General features: G+C 26.9%; 17 protein-coding genes. 14 read left to right on the top strand and 3 right to left on the bottom strand.

Translation table 4 applies throughout. From position 1 onward, the window contains the following. Positions 1-27: 27 nt before the first annotated feature. From ACWXVP_RS00355 to ACWXVP_RS00345, 3 genes are read right to left on the bottom strand one after another with little or no spacing between them, the layout of a single operon-like run. Positions 28-426, bottom strand: coding sequence for a hypothetical protein (locus ACWXVP_RS00355; protein WP_456012537.1), 399 nt, complete (start codon positions 424-426; stop codon positions 28-30). Continuing rightward, positions 417-1,808 (bottom strand): glutamate--tRNA ligase, encoded by a 1,392-nt coding sequence (gene gltX, locus ACWXVP_RS00350; RefSeq protein WP_455965914.1) that lies wholly within the window; start codon positions 1,806-1,808, stop codon positions 417-419. The genes ACWXVP_RS00355 and gltX overlap by 10 nt, the downstream gene beginning before the upstream one ends. Before the next feature lie 2 nt (positions 1,809-1,810). After that, on the bottom strand, positions 1,811-2,488 hold the full coding sequence (locus ACWXVP_RS00345) for a hypothetical protein (protein ID WP_456001816.1): 678 nt from the start codon (positions 2,486-2,488) through the stop codon (positions 1,811-1,813). A gap of 112 nt (positions 2,489-2,600) precedes the next feature. On the opposite strand from ACWXVP_RS00345, the gene ACWXVP_RS00340 reads away from it, so the two are divergent. From ACWXVP_RS00340 to ACWXVP_RS00275, 14 genes are all read left to right on the top strand, one after another. Beyond that, entirely contained in the window at positions 2,601-4,616 is a 2,016-nt protein-coding gene (locus ACWXVP_RS00340) for an Mbov_0121 family peptidase domain-containing ABC transporter (protein ID WP_456012535.1), read from the top strand. Positions 4,617-4,662: 46 nt separating this feature from the next. Continuing rightward, complete coding sequence (ybeY, locus tag ACWXVP_RS00335) at positions 4,663-5,115, top strand: rRNA maturation RNase YbeY (RefSeq protein WP_438340481.1); 453 nt, start codon at positions 4,663-4,665, stop codon at positions 5,113-5,115. Positions 5,116-5,139: 24 nt separating this feature from the next. Beyond that, entirely contained in the window at positions 5,140-6,027 is an 888-nt protein-coding gene (gene era / locus ACWXVP_RS00330; protein WP_444704880.1) for a GTPase Era, read from the top strand. Between the two features lies 1 nt (position 6,028). Continuing rightward, positions 6,029-7,672: a hypothetical protein gene (locus ACWXVP_RS00325; protein WP_456012534.1), complete on the top strand. Its 1,644-nt coding sequence runs from the start codon at positions 6,029-6,031 to the stop codon at positions 7,670-7,672. A 17-nt stretch (positions 7,673-7,689) separates the two neighbouring features. Beyond that, positions 7,690-9,072: an ABC transporter ATP-binding protein gene (locus ACWXVP_RS00320; RefSeq protein WP_456012532.1), complete on the top strand. Its 1,383-nt coding sequence runs from the start codon at positions 7,690-7,692 to the stop codon at positions 9,070-9,072. Further along, positions 9,062-9,925, top strand: coding sequence for an ABC transporter permease (locus ACWXVP_RS00315; protein ID WP_456012530.1), 864 nt, complete (start codon positions 9,062-9,064; stop codon positions 9,923-9,925). The genes ACWXVP_RS00320 and ACWXVP_RS00315 overlap by 11 nt, the downstream gene beginning before the upstream one ends. Next, entirely contained in the window at positions 9,918-10,781 is an 864-nt protein-coding gene (locus ACWXVP_RS00310) for an ABC transporter permease (protein WP_456012528.1), read from the top strand. Before ACWXVP_RS00315 ends, ACWXVP_RS00310 begins: the two co-directional genes overlap by 8 nt. A 1-nt stretch (position 10,782) precedes the next feature. After that, positions 10,783-12,537: a hypothetical protein gene (locus ACWXVP_RS00305; RefSeq protein WP_456012526.1), complete on the top strand. Its 1,755-nt coding sequence runs from the start codon at positions 10,783-10,785 to the stop codon at positions 12,535-12,537. A 145-nt stretch (positions 12,538-12,682) separates the two neighbouring features. Then, positions 12,683-14,026: an asparagine--tRNA ligase gene (gene asnS / locus ACWXVP_RS00300; RefSeq protein ID WP_456012524.1), complete on the top strand. Its 1,344-nt coding sequence runs from the start codon at positions 12,683-12,685 to the stop codon at positions 14,024-14,026. 11 nt (positions 14,027-14,037) lie between these two features. After that, positions 14,038-15,042, top strand: a complete 1,005-nt coding sequence (locus ACWXVP_RS00295) for a hypothetical protein (RefSeq protein ID WP_438340489.1) — start codon at positions 14,038-14,040, stop codon at positions 15,040-15,042. After that, positions 15,033-15,692 carry an RDD family protein gene (locus tag ACWXVP_RS00290; protein WP_438340490.1) on the top strand — a complete coding sequence of 220 codons (660 nt, stop codon included), beginning with the start codon at positions 15,033-15,035 and terminating at the stop codon, positions 15,690-15,692. Before ACWXVP_RS00295 ends, ACWXVP_RS00290 begins: the two co-directional genes overlap by 10 nt. An 89-nt stretch (positions 15,693-15,781) precedes the next feature. Next, the gene (locus ACWXVP_RS00285) at positions 15,782-17,995 is read left to right on the top strand and encodes an ATP-dependent helicase (protein ID WP_456012522.1); all 2,214 of its coding nucleotides are present in this window, start codon (positions 15,782-15,784) and stop codon (positions 17,993-17,995) included. A gap of 14 nt (positions 17,996-18,009) precedes the next feature. Then, positions 18,010-19,548 (top strand): MHO_4530 family protein, encoded by a 1,539-nt coding sequence (locus ACWXVP_RS00280; RefSeq protein ID WP_456012520.1) that lies wholly within the window; start codon positions 18,010-18,012, stop codon positions 19,546-19,548. Between the two features lie 22 nt (positions 19,549-19,570). Continuing rightward, positions 19,571-20,870: M13 family metallopeptidase (locus ACWXVP_RS00275; RefSeq protein WP_456012519.1), on the top strand; the 1,300-nt coding region annotated here is incomplete at its 3' end.

Below are 20,870 nucleotides of genomic sequence, written 5' to 3'. Positions count from 1 at the left end.
ATCGGAATTATCGATTAGATTTTTTGTTTATTCAAAGACTAGTTTAACAGTGTTTCTTACAAGAATTTTTTTTGATTGCAAAATGTCATACATAAATGATATTTCTTTATTAGATATTTTTGTTTCAATTAAATATATATCAATATGAATTTGCTGAATGTTATTTGTCTTATTATTTGGATCAAATGAAACAATAAGTTTATTGGGCACAAATTCATTCTGCTTCATTTCTAAATATTGACCAGCATATGAGATTCTTACTTCATCATTTTTAATATCTAAAATACAGTCCATAACTTTTTCATCAGTAAATTCAATATGTGTAAATTCAGTGATATTACTTTCTTTAAAATCGACAAAATCAGTCTCCACTTTGCTTAATATTTCGCCTTCTTGTTCTGAAATTAAAATATATTTTAGCTTCATTTTTTTAGTCTTTCAAATACAATGTCTTTGCCAAAAAGATAGATAGCCTTAGCTAATTCTGGTCCATGCTCCTCATATGTTGCAGCAATTCTAATAGGCATAAATAAATCCTTACCTTTTACATTTAATTCCTGCTTTGTGTGTTCAATACACATTTGAATGTTTTGAATATCAAAATCATTTTGATGCAATAATTTACTAAATGTTTTTACGACATCTATATTGGATATCACCAATGTAGTATTATCTTTTGGCTTGGTATATATTTTTAAATTATTTTTGATCTCGTTGATTGTTGATGCTGATTGCTTGTAAGTTTCAACAAATAAATTGTTTCATTCGTCAGAAAATGGTGAATTAATTAATTTTATAATTTCTTGGTTTTCCACTTTTTTCATATATTGTTTTGAAAATCAATCCATCTTAACTATATCAAATTTAGAAGGTGATTTAGATAACCTTTCTGGATCAAATTTTTCAATTAATTCCTCATGACTCATTATTTCCTGGCTATCTTTTGAAGTTCAACCTAATAAAGATAAAAAGTTAAAAATTGCATGGCTGTTATATCCCTCATTCTTGTAATCTTCAATAAATTGCTTCAAAGTTTTATCTCTTTTTGAAAGTTTTTTACCTTCCATATTAGTAATAATGGTTAAATGTCCGAATACAGGAGGAGTTCAATTTAAAGACTCATATATTGCTAATTGCTTAGGCGTATTTGTTATATGCTCTTCGCCTCTTAGAACATGGCTAATTTCCATTTGGTGATCATCGACGACAACAGCAAAGTTGTATGTCGGATAACCATCGCTCTTAATAATAACAAAATCACCAATATCATCGCTATTAACTTCTATTCAACCTCTAACTAAATCGCTTCATCCGTAAATAGTATTTTTTTTCAATCTTAGCCTTATTGAATATTCATTATTCTCATCCCTGCGTTTCTTTTCTTCATCAGAAATTTTCAATCAATTAGGATCATATCTAAACGAAGCAATTTTAGCTTCCTCTTGTTCTTTATGCTGTTGCTCTAATTCCTGCGAATTATCATATGCCTTATAAGCGAAACCTTTGGCAATTAACTTATTAGCAATGTCTCTATAAATTGCTAATTTTTCAGATTGTCGATAGTTGCCGTATTTTTTATTAGGTTTTAGCGGGCTTTCATCTGGTATTATACCCAGTCAAGCAAGGTTTTCAAGCTGACTCTCTTCCCCACCCTCGACATTTCTAGCAACATCAGTATCTTCTAATCTAAAAATAAAAGTTCCATTAAAATGTTTTGCAAATAAATAATTAAATAGAGCGGTTCTAGCACCGCCAATATGTAAATAACCTGTTGGACTTGGGGCGTATCTTGTTCTTATTGTTTTCATAATTATTCCTCTTCAAAAAGTAAAACTAATGGTTCAGTAACATCTTGTCAAAAACCTTTTAACGAAGGTGAAGTATTTCTAACGAAAGCTCATGGTGCTTCTTCAATTTCAGGGCGAGATTCTGGAAATCGAGATTTTGATGGACTAATAACATCATTAATAAAATTAGGTGCTGCTTCAACATTTTTTCTAATTCAATATAACATAATAAAAACTGCCTTAGGGTTATGTTTATATTGAGAATATTTGGGAATAGCAGCGCCAGGAATGTTTGCGACTAATTCATCATATCTAAATGAAAAAAGGCGATAATCATATTGACCTGATAAATTAGCAAATTTTAAAAACTGAAAATCAGGTTTAATCTTATAAACATGGGATGTATCATGTGTATTATTTAATTTCCTATCATTTGTGAATAGCCTATATTTATCATCAAACTGGCTAATTGGATTGAATAAACGTTTTGAATTTAATTCATAAAATGAACTAGCACTACGTTTTTTAATTATTTTTTCTCCTTTTTCATTTATGCTAACAAAATTTGGATCATCAACAATTGATATAACCGGTAAATCAAACGTGCAAGCTGCTGATAAAACAGAGGGAGCTAAGACCGCGCCCAATGATCCTAATAAAGAAAAAATTAATATTTTTCTTTTAATTTTAGATTTTTTCATAATTATTAATTTTACTAAAATTTAAAATTTTAATATTGTTAAGTAATTAGAATTTCTCTTTTTTTTCTTTATTTAGACATAGTTAAAATTAAATAATGAAACAATTGAATATATGAAAATTCGGTTCCAAGAAGATATTAAAGATTGTGGACTTTATGTATTACAATCATTGCACAAATTTTATTGAAAAAAATGAGTTGATATAAATTTTTTAAAATATGAATCAACCTATTCTGAGGATGGGATTAATATTACCAATCTTTGTTTGTTGGCTAGTAAAATTGGCCTCCATACAGAAGCATTTAAAATTGAATGAGAAGAAATATTAAAACTCAAAACTTCTTTTCCATTAATTGCTATTTCAAAGATAGACAATTTTCTACATTATGTAATTATTGAAAACATAAGTGATAATTTTGTATTTACTTTAGATTCAACAAAAGGAAAAAGAAAAATAGAGATTAAGCAATTTAAAAAACAATTTACTGGTCTAATTATAATAGTTAAAAAACAGCAAGAATGTAATCAAAAAAATATTTATGAAAAGTTTTTTTCTTTTAAATTTAAACTTAATTTAAAGTCCTTAGTCATTGGTGTCCTATTTAGTTTCATTACTATCTTTTTAAATTTTTTACTTTCATTTATTAATAAAAATATATTTGCAAGTATTCAACAAATAAAAATATCAGAAGGACAAAAAACAATAATGTTTTTCTTTTGAATTTCAATGGTTTTGCTTGTTGTTTCCTTATTAAATAATTTTTTATTAACAAAATTAAAAAATTTAATATCAACAACAATAAAAGAACAATTTATAAATAGCATTGAGGGAGCGGAATACAAACAAATTTTAAAAATTAGCAAGAATGAAATTCTCTTAAGATATCTATCGATTGAATCAATAGCCGGTTTTTTATCGTTTATGATTTCTTTTATCTCTTCCTTTTTATTTTCTATTATCTTAGTTATACCTTTATTATTTTTTATAAAAATAAAATTCATATTAATAGTAATACTTGTTAACATAATCAAGACCTTGGTTAGCTATTTTATAAACGATAAAATTAGCTATTTATCAAAAAAGCTAACACAAAAAAGCGTTGAAGAAATAAATAAACTTTCGTTTATAGTAAAAAATGAAGATTCTTATGGACTAATGCTGTGAGAAAATCTTGAAAAACAAAGTTTTTTAAACAATATAAAAAGTTATAGAAATGTTGATCTTGATATTAATAAATTAAGTTCAATAAAAAATTTAATTTTAAGGTTTTTAAATTTGATGACAACAATAATAATTTATTGCTTTTTTTTATTACAAAAAACATCTAACCTAAGCCAATTATTTTTTATATTGCAAATACAAACAATTATTTCTGAACCAAGCAATAATCTTCAAGAATTTTTTATAGGATGAAAAATCTTTAGGAATGGTTCAACTAGATTAAATTTTATAATCAATATTCCACAATCAAGATTAAGAAATTCTATTAATAATATAATAGATTTAAAAACAATTAAATTCAAAGGGCTTTGCTTTGGATTTGAACGTCGCAATATAATTAATGATTTAAATTTTATTATTGATAAAGGTGCGAAATTGCAAGGACCAAACGGTTCCGGAAAAAGTACTTTGTTTAAATTATTAAGTGGATTTTATTTAAATTACAAAGGGTCAATTATTTTTAATAATATTGAAATCAAAGAGATAAATAAGTCTTGATTTAAGGAAAAAATTTATTTTTCAGGCAATGAATTTAATATGCCAAACATAGATTTATATACATATTTATTTTCAGATGTTAATAATAAGGAAAAAGAAAAAATATTAAAAGATACAGATTTCATCAGTATTATAAATTCGCTAAATATAAATATATTTTCTAATCTACTTTTAAACTCAAATAAGTTTTCTATGGGACAAAAACAAATTATAAAATTATTGCCTCTATTAATAAAAAAATATCAATTGGTTTTGCTTGATGAAAGTTTTGAATTTTTATCACAGCAAATGTTTGAACTTATATCTAGATTAATATGTAAAAAACAAGAAAATTGTATTATTATTGAAACAAGCCATAATAAAAGATTTTTACTAAAAAATTCCCCAACTATTTTTCTAAAAAAATAAAATTCAATTTTTTTCATTTTTTTTGTGTTAATTTATAATTATTTTTATGAATAAATTAACCATTAAAAATAACAGTTTTAGCACGTTTAAATTTGAGAAAGATTTTTGCAATATACTCAATGAAGCAAAGGTAGAGTTTAATAGTACAAAAGATTTGTCTGTTGACCTTCTTTTTGTTAATAGATTCAAAATGAAAAAACTTAATAATTTGCATAGAAACAAAAACTATACAACTGATATTTTAAGCTTCCCACTAGAAGCAGCTAATGAGTTAGATTTTCTTGAAAATTTAGAGCTTGGTCAAATAATTATTTCGCCATGAAAAATTAAAAAACAAGCAAAAAAATTTAATCATAGTTTAAAAAGAGAATATTGCTATATTTTTGCCCATGGAGTTGCACACCTTTTTGGTTTTGACCACCAAACAGAAGCAGAAACTTTAGTTATGAATACACATGTAGAAAACATTATGAAACGTTTAAACATCACTAGATATTAATAAAAATTTTTATGAGGTTTATAAATGAAAAAAATTTGTTATGTTGGTTTAGTAGGAAGACCAAATGTAGGAAAAAGTACGCTAATAAATAACATTTTAGATTTTGAGTTAGCAATAGTTTCCAATGTTGCCCAAACAACAAGAGATAATATTAAAGGTATATACAATGATGATGAAGTCCAAATAATTTTTATTGATACCCCTGGAGTCCACAAGGCAGAATTCTTATTATCAGAAAAGCTAAATCAAAAAAGTTATGAGACAATGAAGGCTGTTGATATTGTCTTATTTTTAACGCCAGCTAATGAAGAAATAGGAAAAGGCGATAAATTTATTATTAACAAAATTAAGGAAACAACAGATAGCGAAATAATAGCAATAATAACTAAAATTGATTTAATTGATAACAAAATAAAATTAGATGAAAAAGCTCATGAATTAAAAAGTTTAGGAATTAATACCGTTTTGGGTATTGGCAAAGATTATAAACAATCCTATATTGATTTAATTGATGAAATTAAAAAATATTCTTATGAAGATGATTTGCCTTTTGAGGAAGATCAATTAAGCGATGTCTCTCTTAGATTTATAGCTAAAGAAATTATTAGAGAATATGCAATTAAAAATTTATATCATGAAGTGCCGCATTCAATCGCTGTGCTAATTGATGAATTTAAAGAAAATGATAGCGAAACAATTCCATATACAATTTCAGCTACTATTTATGTAAAAAGCGAATCACAAAAAGGTATTGTAATTGGTAAAGGGGCACAAAAAATAAAAACAATTTCAATGTCTTCAAGAGAAAAAATCGCCAGTGTTTTAAAACATCCTATTAATTTGTTTTTAAGAGTTAAAGTTGATGAGGATTGAGTGGATAAAGAGGAAAAAATTAAGAAAGCTGGATATTAAAATGAAAATTCAAATAACTCATAAATTAAAGCTTTCACTCCTCTTTATTTTAATTAGCATTATTTTTGTGGTTTTTATTATTATACTTTTTTTAAAAATAAGCAACCCTTATAAAATAAGTATTTATAACTATGAATCATACCTTAATAAAAATACTATTAACAAGATCAAAAAAAACTATTCATATCATACATTTAAGAATCTTGATGAATTTACAAGAGCAATAAAAAATAAAAAAGCTGTAGCAGGGGTAAATTCTGATTATCAAATAGCTCAACTTATCGTAGAAAACAAATTAAAAAAGATTAATTTTAAAAAAGTTTTTGATGTTAATTATGATGCAAAAAATAAAAAAGAGATCATATTAAATCTTTATACTAATGACGTAAAAAAACAATTTGATTTTTTTGATAGTTGAATAATACAGGAAATAAAGAGAATTAATCCAAATAATAAAATTGACAAGTTAAACTTTAAACCTTTTCTTTATTATAAAGATAAGGAAGTTATTGGCTTTGAAGCAGATAATAAAGAAGGTATGGACCATTTTTATGAATTTTTAATTCCTTATTTTACTCTTGACAAAGGTATAGCCTATAATCCTGAAAATTCAGAAATTTCAAAATCTACAAGAAATAATATTAAGGAAAATGCTGATTTTAGTGATATTAAAGACGGAAAAAATTGATTTGATCTAATAAATTCATTATCAAAAAAATATAAAAATCCAAAATTTTACTGAACTGATTGATTTCTTGACAATGCCATGATTGGTCAATTTTATAAAAATCTAATTGACAATGGAAGCCAAAAAAACTCATTCGGAAAATGAAAAGATTTAAACAAAGAGAACTACAAAAATATTATTGATCACTTTGCAAAATTTGTCAATGTTTCAACTGGCAATAATATAAAAGACACAAAAAGAAATAAACTTATAACTGATGGACAGGAAATTGTATCGGGCATAATTGAGCCAGCACATGGAAAAGCTGATGTTGCAATAATGTATAATGGCGATGCACTTGATGCTTATTATGGAAAGGATAACTTTGCAAATTTAAATCAAAGTAATAATATATCGTTTGTTCGGCCTAAAAATACATATAAAAATATTGATGCATGAATCATTTCACAAGACACAGATGATAAAGAATCAGACGCTCTTCTAGAAACGCTAAAAAACCTTGTTTTTGGGGATGTTAGTTTAAGCTACCAACAAATATATAATAAATACATAAATAATGTTTATAAAGAAATTAAAAATAGTGGGATTTCAGAAGAAGAAATAGAAAAAAATCTTTTTAACAAAAAAGATAAAAATAAAATTGCCAAATCATTAAAAGACATTGATTTATCATTTTATAAAAAATACTATAGATTTTTTAGAAATGCCTTTTCAAACGAAAATTTACAAAATGTTGCAAACTTTGATGTAATAAATTACACACCTAGTTTTAAGACTATAAAGCTCTTTTTATTAGAAACTTATTTCATTGATAGCAATAAAAATCAAGATCAAAAAGCAATTTCTATTTTTGATATAAAAGAAAACAAAGACATAAATTTTAGACCATATCAGCCGCTCAATCCTGAATTGAGAACAAAAATGATTGATTACTATTATCAAATAACCAAATCATAATGGTGAAAGGAATAATTATGGAAAAAAAGAAAGTTAAAAAGACAAACTCAGCAATCATTGAACTTGTTGATGTTGTTAAAGAGTTTGAAGACAAACTAGTTTTAGACAATGTCAATCTTAGTATCGAAAAAGGTGAATTTATTACTCTTTTAGGACCTTCTGGATCTGGCAAAACTACTATTTTAAGAATTATTGGTGGTTTTGAATGGGTTACTCGTGGAGAAGTTAAACTTCATGGCAAGGATATTAAGGATCTTTCTCCACATAAAAGGGATGTTTCTACTATATTCCAAGACTATGCCCTATTTCCGCACTTAAATGTTGAAAACAATATTAAATATGGTCTAAGACTTAAGAGAATTAACAAAGAAAATCTTCCAAAATCATTTCATAATAAATTAACACTGCAAAGAAGAAAATGAAGAAAATTTGCCGATCAAAAAATGAAAAATCTCGACAAAGAATTCGAATTATATGAAAGAGAATTAAATAATAATTCATCGCTTTCAAAAAGAAAGAAACAAAAATACCAGCAATGAATTGATGATATGGATTTTAAATATTCATATTGAGAAAACTATGTTGACTTAAAAACTGAGGCATTTGAAAAAAGATACCTAACTAGAAAAATTACTAATGAAGAAATGGACAAAGAAGTTAAACAAATTATGGATCTAGTTGGCTTAAGCGGCAACGAAAAGAAAAACGTTAACTTTTTATCAGGTGGTATGAAACAAAGAGTAGCGCTCGCAAGATCACTAGTTATTGAACCTGAAATTCTCTTATTAGACGAACCATTAAGTGCTCTTGATGCTAAAATAAGAGAAAAAATGCAAACTCTTTTAAGGGACATTCAACAAAAGCTGAAACTTACTTTTATTTTTGTAACTCATGACCGAAATGAAGCACTGCAACTGAGTGATAGAATTGCTGTTATTCGTGATGGAAAAGTAGAACAATTTACCACTCCGAAGGAACTTTATGATTTTCCAGTTAATAAATGAGTAGCAAACTTTATTGGAGATTCAAACTTTTTTAACGCTACTTTCATAAAAGCAAACAAGGTAAAATTTATGTCAAAGACTTTTGACACTATTCATGACGAATTTGAGCCCGGGGAAAGTTTGGATGCCCTAATAAGACCAGAAGATATTATTATAACAAGAGTAAAATCAAAAGCTAAACTAACGGGAGAAATTATAAAATCAACCTATGGAGGCAGCTACTATAATTATGAGGTTCAATGTAAGGATAAAATTATTTATGTAGAAACTTCTTCAAAATACGCTGTCGGCAAAGAGGTATTTTTAGATTGGGATATTGATGCTATCCACCTAATGAAGAAAGATAAAAAACTTGAATTATTAGAAAATGAATTAGGTCAAACAAATGAAGTCTAGTACAAGAAATGTAAAAAAAATCAAAAAACTTTCTTCACCGATGTCAAAATTGCAATTTACATTTATAGTTCCATATGTTGTTTTTGCGGTTTTATTTATTATCCTACCTATGGTGTTTGTATGCATTTATGCATTTAAACCGTTAGAAGGACAAACAAAACTAGAAAATTGAGAAATTGCTCTAAAACCTTCAACATGGATAATAATAGGAAGGTCTCTGCTGACTGGATTATTTGCTGCAACTGTATCGCTAATAATCGGTTTCCCGTATGCATATATTGTTTCAAGATCTAAATATAAGATTATTAAAATATTGGGTTTAACTCTAATTCTTAGTCCCTTAGCTATTTTTACAATATCAAAAGCTTTAGCAGTTAGAGGTTTATTCTCGGCAATTTTCGATGAAAATCAGTTAAATAACAATTTCTTTATTGTTTTTGGTATGGTTTATCTTTATCTACCATTCATGGTTCTACCATTGTACCAGGTTATTAAAGATATGCCAAATAACATTTTGGAAGCCTCGGAGGATTTAGGGTATTCAAAATTTAAAACAGTTTTTAAAGTTATAATTCCTTACACATCCAAAGCAATATTAAGTGGTTTCGGAATTGTTTTAATGATATCTGCAACCTCTATTATTATTTCAGACAAACTCTTACCAAATGGCAGTCAAAAACAACTAATTGGTAACCTAATAAACCAGTTTGCCAACACAGCCAACCCGTTTGATTTAGCAAATTCTTCAACATTAGTTATTATAACTCTTGCAGTTCTATTATCAATATATGCAATCATTTATGGAATACCATTCTTAATTAGAAAAAAAAGACAAGGAGGAAATTATGACTAAATTTAAAAACTTTTTAAAATATTCATATGTTTTTGTGATTCTTGCTTTTCTTTATATACCAATAATTTTTGGAACGATTTACAGTTTTAATTCTCCTTCAGATAAAGGAATTTTTTCAGTAACAACTTGAAATAGAACTTCTTTTGATGCATACAAGGAATTGTTTTCTAAATCACATAGTCTAGCATTTGTTAACTCATTTCTTCTTGGAATCGCAACTTCTGTCCTTGTTATTAGTATCTCCTTACTAACTGTTTTTGCTCTATGAAGACACAAGAATAAAGGGGCAAGATCTTTTCTGCAGGCAACCTCAAATGTGCCTATGATAAATCCTGATGTTATTACAGGATTGACACTTGCTATTGTTCTAAACTTCTTATTTTTTGGAACCCTAAAAGCAACGAGTGAAGGTTTTTTTAGATCTATTATTGGACATACTGTTATGTGTCTTCCATACGGAATTTTAATAATGCTACCTAAAAGCGATAAATTTTCCAAAAATATTTTTGAAGCAAGTCAGGATTTAGGATATTCAAAATTTAGAACATGATTTAAAACATATTTTATTTATATGCTAGGATCTATAATTTTTACATTTGTTATGACTATGACTTTGTCATTTGACGATTTTATTATTACAAGAATTGTTTCTAATACGGAAACATTAGGAACGCAATTGTATGAAGGTCAATTTCAGGCATGATCGCTGGCTATTGGTGCAATATCACTTCTAATAGTAATATTTATAAATACACTATATATTATTTTTAAAGGAACACAAAATAAATTAGCTAAAAAATCCCTAGTTTTAAGTAAAAAACAAGCACAAAAGGATTTTTATAAGGAGGTCTTATAAATTGAACAAAAGAATTTTTAAGGTCTTAATATTTATACTTTCCTTTTTTGTTATAACCATAATTTTTATTTTTGCAATCTCAATTAAACTTTCAAATAAGTACCGACCAAGTATTTATAATTACGAATCTTATTTAGCGCCTTCTATAAAAGAAAAACTAAAAAAAGACTACAACTATAAAGAATTCAAGGAAATCAACGAATTTACCCAAGCATTAACCCAAGACAAAGCGATCGCTGGTGTTGGAAGTGATTTTCAAACAGCACAACTCATTATAGAAAAAAAAGTCAGAAAAGTTGATTTTGCTAGATTATACGGAAAAAGTGATGCCAATGACTGAAATGTTAGAAAGTTTTTTTACACAGAAAATGTTAGAAAACACCTTGAAAACTTTGATAATCTAATATACAATAAGCTAGTAAACCTGCCTAAACGCGAATTAGATTCAAAAGGTTTTATTTTAGACAAAAATAAAAAACTTTGAAAAAGTAATACTAGCGCCCAATGAGAACATTTTTATGACTTCTTTATACCGTATTATGCGCAAGACAAAGGAGTTGCATATAATGTTAATAAAAATAGTAGACCTAATTTAACACTAAACAATTCCTCAATTCAAGAATTAGAAAACAAATCAATGCAACTCGATTGAAATCAAATTTTTGATACCCTAAAGGAAAATAAATATCAACATATTGGTTGAACTAATGCATTTGTTGATAACTTAATGATTGGGGCCATTAATTATAAATCACGAGACAACAAAAATTGAAAACAATTATTCACCTTCAATGGAGAAGGAAAACTCTTTGACTTTAACGAGAATAATTACAAGCTAGCAATTGATTCTTTCGTAGAATTTGTCAAAAATTCTTCTGGTTATGATATTAAAAACACAGCATATAATCACCTAAGTGGCGATGGATTAGAATTGCTTAACTACCTTATTGAACCAAAACAAGGACGCTCAGATTCATCAGTTATTTATAATGGCGATGCCTTAGACGCTTATTATTCAGAAGATAATTTTGCTTCAGTTGAAGAAGGAACAATTAGATTTGTGCGCCCTAAAAACAATTATTACCTTGTTGATGGTTGAATTATATCCCATAAACTAAGTGATGAAGACACTTCCAAATTTTTAGATAGCATTAGCTCTTTGATATATAATAACAACAACGTTATTATCAGATCGGCCGAGAGCATTGAAAAAAGATTGAAATTACTAGAAAAGCGTTTCTTTGAAACATTAAAAAAATTCCTGACCAATGAAGACCTAAATAGTTCCATCGATACTTTAACGTTAATTTTCAACAGTGATAGCAGACAAGAAATTATCAAACTTCTTTCAAAATCTCAAAAATTAAAAAGTATTGATTGAAACAATCTAGAAAATTGAAAAAAATTCTTAAGAAATTTTAAAAGTGAAATTACTGAGGATAATATTGAATTTTTACGAATTATAAGAAATAATTCTGATAAGGGAACGGATATTTTTTCAGATAGTTTTGAAGAAGTTTTTACTAAAAGCGACTTAGGTGAACTAATAAACTTTGAATATATTTCATATACACCAACAGATCTTTTAACATATAAATTTTTAGATGAATGGTATTTTGGAAATGATGAAATTGCCAAATCTATTTTCAAGCAACCCTCGACAAATGAGAATTATCATTTATTCACATATCCAATTATCGAAAACAACCTGCGAACAAAGATTGCAGCCTACTATTTCGAAGCAACAAAATCATAAATAGGTTAATCCTATTTTTTCTTTTAAATTTAAGAATAAAAACATTTAAACATTTAATAATGTTATCAAAAATTAAATAGTAACAAAATTTAAGTATAATTATAAATTATAAATTAGATTAAAAGAATTGGTTAGGAGCAATGTTATGACAATTAAAAAGTTATTACAAAACATTGAAACAATAAGAGAAAATGAAAAGTTTGAGGTTAAAGGTTGATTAGTTTCTAATAGAGGAAATGAAAAAATTAGATTCTTAACTGTTAATGATGGGAGTACTGTTGCAACATTACAAATAGTAGTTAAAGGAGAAATGATTCAAAAACTCAATGTCGCGCAAATTTCACTAGGAACCTCATTAATTGCTAGAGGAATTATTCACCTCACACCAGATGCCCAACAACCGCTTGAACTTATTTTAGAAACATTAATTGTTATCACTCAAGTTGACAACGATTTTCCTATACAAAAAAAAGAAACTTCACTTGATTTTTTAAGAGAAATTCCTCACTTAAGAAATAGAACAAGCTTATTCAAAAGTATAATGTTAATAAGAAATACTCTTTCTTTTGAAATCCACAAATATTTTCAAGAACACGAATTTCTTTACATGGCATCACCAATTATCACTTCAAATGATGGTGAAGGAGCTGGCGAAACTTTGTTGGTTGATGATGAAACAAAAGAGTACTTTTTCAAGCAAAAAGCATTCCTAGGAGTTACGGGGCAACTTCATGCTGAAGCATATGCAGCTAGTTTTAAGAAGGTTTATACCTTTGGGCCTACATTTCGAGCCGAAAATTCGCACACATCACGCCATTTAGCTGAGTTTTGAATGATTGAACCTGAGGTTGCTTTTTATGAATTAAAGGATATTATTAACCTTGCAGATGATTTATTAAAAACTGTCATTAAAAACACTATAAGCAAACATTTAGATGAAATGAAGGTATTGCAATCTTACAATCCTGATCTACTGGAAACATTAAATAGATTTCTTGATAACAAACTAACAGTTATTGATTATAAAGATGTGGTTGAAAAACTTAAACCTTTTAGCGACCAATTTGAAGAAAAAAACATTTTTTTTGGTATGGATCTAGCTTCAGAACATGAAAAATTCCTTTCTGAAAAAATTGTAAATGGGCCAGTCGCTGTTACAAATTATCCAAAAGATATTAAAGCTTTTTATATGTACCAAAATGATGACAACAAAACTGTTGCAGCTTTTGATTTATTAGTTCCAGGGATAGGGGAATTAATTGGTGGTAGTCAAAGAGAATCAAGATATAGCAAACTTATTCAAAGAATGCATGACTTAAAAATTTCACAAGAACCCTTACAATGATACATAGACTTGCGTAGATTTGGATATGCACCATCGAGTGGTTTTGGCATTGGTTTTGAAAGACTAGTGATGTATGTGACAGGTATTGCTAACATTAAGGATGTCATCCCCTTCCCAAGAGTTGCTGGACAAATTAAAATGTAACAAGGATATTAATGAAAAAAAATCTAACTATAATTATTCCTATTTACAACGTAAAAATACCTCTAAATGAAATTTTTTACAATATCTATAAACAAAAATCACAAAATTTTAATATCATTTTGACCTTTGATAGACCGAAAGAAAAGGATTATATAGAAATTGATAAACTACAATCAAAGCTAGGTGAAAGATTAAAAATTATCTTTAATTCGGGCCATCAACATTTCGATGTTGTAATAAAACAAGCTTTAGATCTTATTGAAACCCCTTATACGTTCATTCTTTACTCATATGCCAATTTAAAAAATGAGTTTATTCAAAGATTTGATAATTTTATTAAATCTTCGCCCAAAAAAGCAGATTTCATACAAGTTCCCGGATATAACCAAGTAATAAACAAATTATTATTCAAGTCAGCCCACTTATCAATGTTAGGTTTAGTCAATTTAGAAACCAATAAACTACCTTTTATATTAACCAGTCCTTTTATGTTCAATTCAATTGTTAAGACAAATATTTTAAAGAAAGTTTTTTTCTTACCTAAAACAAAGGATCTCAATCTAGAATATTCACCCAATCCTGTTTTTCAAAGCCTTCTTTATTCAAAAACATATGCTTTTTTCGAAGACACATGAATCATTAATAATAATGATAATCCATTAATTTTTAACCCTAAATCCTTGACTCGCAATTGAAATAATATATTCAATTCCTTTAATACAATAGATATTGAAACTAAAAATGCTCTCGAATTGGCTAAATGTCTAAATTATTGCTATTATATTGCTGCAATTGTCGGCTCATTAAAACATAATAAGAATCCATTAGATGAAAAAACACTAATTAGCATTAAAAACTCTCTTATTCAAGAAATTTCAATACTAAGACCTTTTTGAGTAGAGCAACTCCAAGCAAATCATTTTTTTAAAGAATTTAATATTCAAAAACTTTATGATTTAACGTCTGGTTTTAGTAAAAAATGAGACCACATTATTAAAAAATTTATATGACCATAAAGCAAAATGTTAAGGCTAATTTTTGAATAAGATTATTAGCTACATTAATTGATCTTCTTATTTTCATAGTTTTAATTGTAGCGACTTCTTTTATAATATTCAATTACAAAAAAGCTGAATTTCGCACACAAAGTACCACACTAAAAGAAATATACTTTCGCCTTTGATTATTATTGATGATTTTTTTATGTATATTTGAATACATTGTTATTCCAACAATACTAAAAGGCCAAACAATTGGAATGTTAATATGTAAAATCAAAATTCTTTCCGATGAAGAAAAAAGAAGAACTTCCAAATTTATTTTTGATCGGCAAAGACTATTTGCATTCTTATGAATTTTTGTTTTTATGAGTTTCATGTTAATGTCTACTGATGCATTTTTAAAAGCTGCTCGCGGTGGAAAATTAAATAATGTTGAAAAGCTTGTTGTTATATTACCAACAGCACTAGCTACGATTTCTATAAATCTTCAAATACTGCTAATTATTTCTGGTATTTCATCAACAAGACTAAGTTGAAATGATAAATTATCGCGAACAAAAACCGTTTGAAAAAATAGATATGAAGATATTATTGAAGATGAAAATTTAACGTTTAAAATTAAACCAAAAAAACGTGAACTTCCTAAAATCAATATCACAAAATAGCCAAAAATTAAGGCTATTTTTTATTACTAAATATTAATAGGTTTAATTAGGTTATAATTATAAAGTATATTTAATTATAAGGGGTGAAGATGATAGAACTAGAAAAACTAAATAAACAACAACGAGAAGCAGTAGAATACAATGACGGACCACTTCGTATAATTGCTGGTGCTGGTTCAGGAAAAACAAGAGTTTTAACATATAAAATATCATATTTAATTGATGAATTGGGAATAAAACCTTCACGCGTTTTGGCTCTAACTTTTTCAAACAAAGCAGCTAATGAAATGAAACAGCGCGTTATCACAATGGTGAATAATCCTGAACAACTTCCTGTCATAAGTACTTTCCACGCTATTTGTGCAAAAATATTAAGATATGAAATTCATTTGCTAGGTTATGAGAACGATTTCCAAATTATTGACGAAATAGACCAAAAAGCAATCCTTAAATCAGTCTATAATGAATTGGAAATATCTAATAATGAATTCAGTTATAGTTCAATCATTTCATTCATTCAAAACAAAAAGAATTCATTATTTGAATTTTTAAATATTGAAAACGAAAATATTGATACATCTTTATCTCTTCAAGAAAGAAAAGCTATCGAAACAAAGGAATTGATTTACAAGCATTATCAAGAAAGATTGCAACGATCAAAAGCGCTTGATTTTGATGACTTACTAGTTTTTGTTTACAAACTTTTTTATGACCCAAAATATGAGCATATAGCCAACAAATGGGCTAAACGATATGACTATTTATTAATTGATGAATTTCAAGACACAAGCATTATTCAATACAAAATACTACAAAAACTTTGTTCAACAAATAAATTAACAATTGTAGGAGATCCCGACCAAACAATCTATAGTTGAAGAAATGCTGATATCAATATAATTATTAATTTTCACAAGGATTATCCAGATGCTATCACAATTAAACTTGAAGAAAATTATCGATCAACTAAAAAAATTCTTTATTACGCAAATAAATTAATCATTAAAAATAAATTAAGACTAGAAAAAAACCTATATACAGAAAATGAAGAAGGAGAAGATGTTGAATTTTACTGTGGCCATAGCGAAGAAGCTGAAGCCCGGTGAATAGCACGAAAAATTTCAGAATTAAAACGTTCGAGAGTGCAATTAAAAAATATTGCTATTTTATTTAGAACCAATAGCTACTCAAGAGCAATTGAAGAAGCTTTGATTAGAGAAAGTACAATATATAAGCTTTTTGGCTCAATCAAATTTTATCAACGTGAAGAAATTAAAGATGCTTTAGCATACTTAAGAGTTATTCATGATGGTAGTGAAATTATGCTTCTACGTATCATAAATAAACCTTCAAGAAAAATTGGAGAGGTAACCGTTGATAAGTTAATTGAATTTGCAAGAAATAAAGGTACAACATTATTCAATGCAATTGAAACGCATATTGATGAGCTGCAAGAAACTTTAAGTATTTCAACAACTACACTTCAAAAATTAGCTTCACTAATTAATGATATTCGGTGAGCAAGAGCAGCCTTAAAAACTAATTCAATAAGCAGCACGCTCAAAGAGTTTATGTATAAAAAAATAAACTATTTTGATACATTTAAAATTTCCGAAGAAGATTATGAATCAAAACAAGAAAATTTTCAAAGTTTAATAAATGCTATTGAGTTATGGGAAAAAAACAATTCCCACGGTACTATAGATGAATATCTACAAGAAATTACACTAATAACAGATAGAGACGTCGAAAACGATGCAACAAGTTTTGTTTCATTGATGACAGTGCACAATGCTAAGGGATTAGAATTTGATTATGTTTTTATTTGTGGGCTTGCTGAAGGTTTATTCCCTCTAAAAAGAGCAATTTCTATTTCACCAAGTAAAGATTTTACATTTTTAACTAATTCAAATACACATGAAGAAAATATTGAAGGTCTCGAAGAAGAAAGACGGCTTGCATACGTTGCAATTACAAGAGCTAAGAAAAAGCTTTTCCTTTCATTTGCAATTAATAGATCTGGTTTTACTAAACGTAGCAGATTTTTAGGAGAGGCAGGTATAAAAGAACAAAATGGTTCTGTAACACTTGCAAATGATTTTTCTATTGCTGAAGAAAATCACCAAAACAATAGCCATTTAGTTGTCGGAGATTATATAATGCATAAAATCTATGGACGCGGCGAAATTATTGATATGGTTGACTCAATAATTACTGTAACCTTTCCACAACAAAAAACCACAAAACAATTTGAAAAATCGCATCACTCAATTAAAAAATGAGATGGTGACCTTAATGACTAAGGAGTTAATTTAATTTGCTAATCTGAATTATTGCATTCTCTTCCATAATATTCATTTTTTCTTTTTGATTTATTTTATTTTTAATAAGAACACAAAATAATATTAAAAACGAAAGTGGTTTCCTCTGTTTAGAAATTGATTTGAAACAAAATAGAATTAAACATCTGAATGGTATTCCCAACATTTCAAATGAACCCACATTTATAAAAAAATTAAACCTTCTAAATAATAAATGAAGAAAATTAGATGACTTATGTGAGATTTTAGAAAAAAAATATAAACTTCTTTTTTTAAGTGCTTTAAAAAATAAAGAAAATACGATTATTAGTTTTGAAACAACACATAACAAGCATTCAACATTCAAAACAAAGGTTAGTTTTGAAATAAATTTCATAAATGATCAAAAAGCTTTTATGACAGTTAATTGAAACAGAAACGATACTATTAAAAATGAAGTTTTCGAAGCTTTAAACACCAACATTTCTTACCTTTTTTCGCCAAACAGCAAATATATAGCATGTGGTTTTATTTTAAATATAAAAAATATTAATAGTATTAATAACTTTATAAAACTTTTCCAAGATAGTTGCGTTTATAATCAAATAAAAGGCGTCAAAGTTTTTCTTGATTGAAATAAGATCTTTTTCGTCTTTCCCTCTGATAGATTTCAAAGCGGGCATTCTTACTATGCAACTAAAATCTTTGCAAACACTGCTACTCTTTACAAAAATCTTTACTCTACCTTTTTTTCATTTAACAATGAGCTTTTAACCAACAAAAATCAATTGTATTATGAAACGGTCTTTGACTTTGTCAAAACACTTACACCTATGGTTGATTATTGAATTCCGAATAACATAGAAGATAACAAAGATTTTAAAATTTTTAAAGAAAAATATGAATATACACTTGATGAAATAAAACAAAGTAATAATATTGATTTTAAAACTGTGTCTATAAATAATTTTGGCGATGAAAATACTAAACTCAATTTATTATTAATTAAAAGAAAATTTGAAATTTTAAATATAAAAGATGAGAATATCATAGCTTCCTTAGACATTTATAAAAATTTTTTTATGCAAATATATGAAAACATCAGATCACAAGATATTCATGGAAAAGTTTTAAATATACAAGATTTTATTTTTAATTATATTGATAATAAAAGTATTGAAAATTCTATTAAAATTGATCGTTCCTTTGTCCAATTAGTTTCACTTAATTCAAAAAAAAGTATGTTAAGAGTTAAGAAAAAAATAGAACAAATTAAAGAAAACTATCCAAAGGCGGCTATAGGAATAAAATTAACCGAAATCAATAATGATATTATTTCACTAATTGGTAAATGAGTGGGAATTATATGATTTGATAAGTCGCTTACCAAAATGCTTAATAACCCAAAAACAATGTTATATATTGGTCTTATACTTAAAAAGGCAGAGCATTTAAAAATCTCAATTGTTTTTGAGAATTTAGATTTCAAAAACTATAAAAAAGTTTTATTTAACAAAAAAATTAAAATGTTTTACTCAAGCGAAAGAAAAAAATAACATTAAATTTGAAAGGTAAATTATGAATAAAGCTAAAATTAAAGAAAATTTTTTTGAGGCAATTAATGGAGAATGATTAAATAAGCATAAAATTGCTGATAACAAAACCTCAGTCGGCACGTTTGAAAGATTAGATGAAAGTTTAACAAGATTAAAAACTAAACTTATAACAAAATGATCAATTGACTCATCCGAAATAACTGAAAATAAAATTCTTCTAGAAATGGTTAAATTTTATAATTTAGTTAATAATTGAAACGATAGAAAAAAACACTCAATAAAGCCTATTATTCCAATACTAAAAGAAATAGAGTCATATCAATCATGAAATGATATTGAAAATAACTACACTAGCTTATGCTTAAGAAATTTTGAAGTTCCTATTCCTTTTTTTATACACACAGATTTTAAAAACCACGAAAAACAAACCCTTTTTGTTTCGACCCCTTCTGTTATCCTTCCAGAAAAAAGTTATTATAATGATGAAGAAAAAAAGAACTCATTTTATAGAATTTGAGTTAATATGGTTAAAAAAATGCTGTTAAAAGTAAATAATGATGAAAAATGAGCAAATGATTTAGTTAACAAAGCTCTCCTATGAGATAACGAGGCATCAAAATATATTCTTTCAGCACAAGAATGAGCAATTATAACTAACATTTATCACCCTAGAAAAGTTGATGATTTCAATAAAAAAATAAAAGAAATAAATTTATCTAATATTTTGAATTCATTAATCAATGATAGCATTAGTGAAGTTATTTGCGTTTCGAAAGATTTAGTTGACAATTATTCGAAATTATTAACAAAAGAAAATTTTGAACTTTATAAAGCTTTTCTATACATTTCATCATTAATTGAATTATCTCGCTTATTAGATTATGAAAGCTTAGTAATTTCCGGGGAATTTTCAAGAGCTTTAAGTGGTCAAAGAAAACCTTTTAGCAAGAAAAAAATAGCCGTAAAATTTGTTGTTGATAACGTTTTTTCTATGCCTTTTGGTAAATATTACGGTGAAACTTATTTTGGCCCTCAAAACAAAAAGAATGTCGAGCAAATGATTCATAAAATGGTCAAAATATACGAGGACCGCCTAAAAGAAAACACCTGACTATCAAAACAAACAAAAGACAAAGCTATATTAAAACTTTCTAAAATTGGCGTTTATGTAGGCTACCCAGAAATTATTGAAGATTTTTATAAGGAATTTATTGTTCAAAAGTATAATGGCTATGATGATCTAATAACAAATGCCCTTAATTTCACAATGGCTGTTCAAAAAGCAAAATTTGCTGAATATGGTAAAAAGAAAGATATTAATC

The organism is Mycoplasma sp. 1781 (genome assembly GCF_053851675.1).
This window is presented reverse-complemented; position numbering and strand designations above follow the sequence as displayed.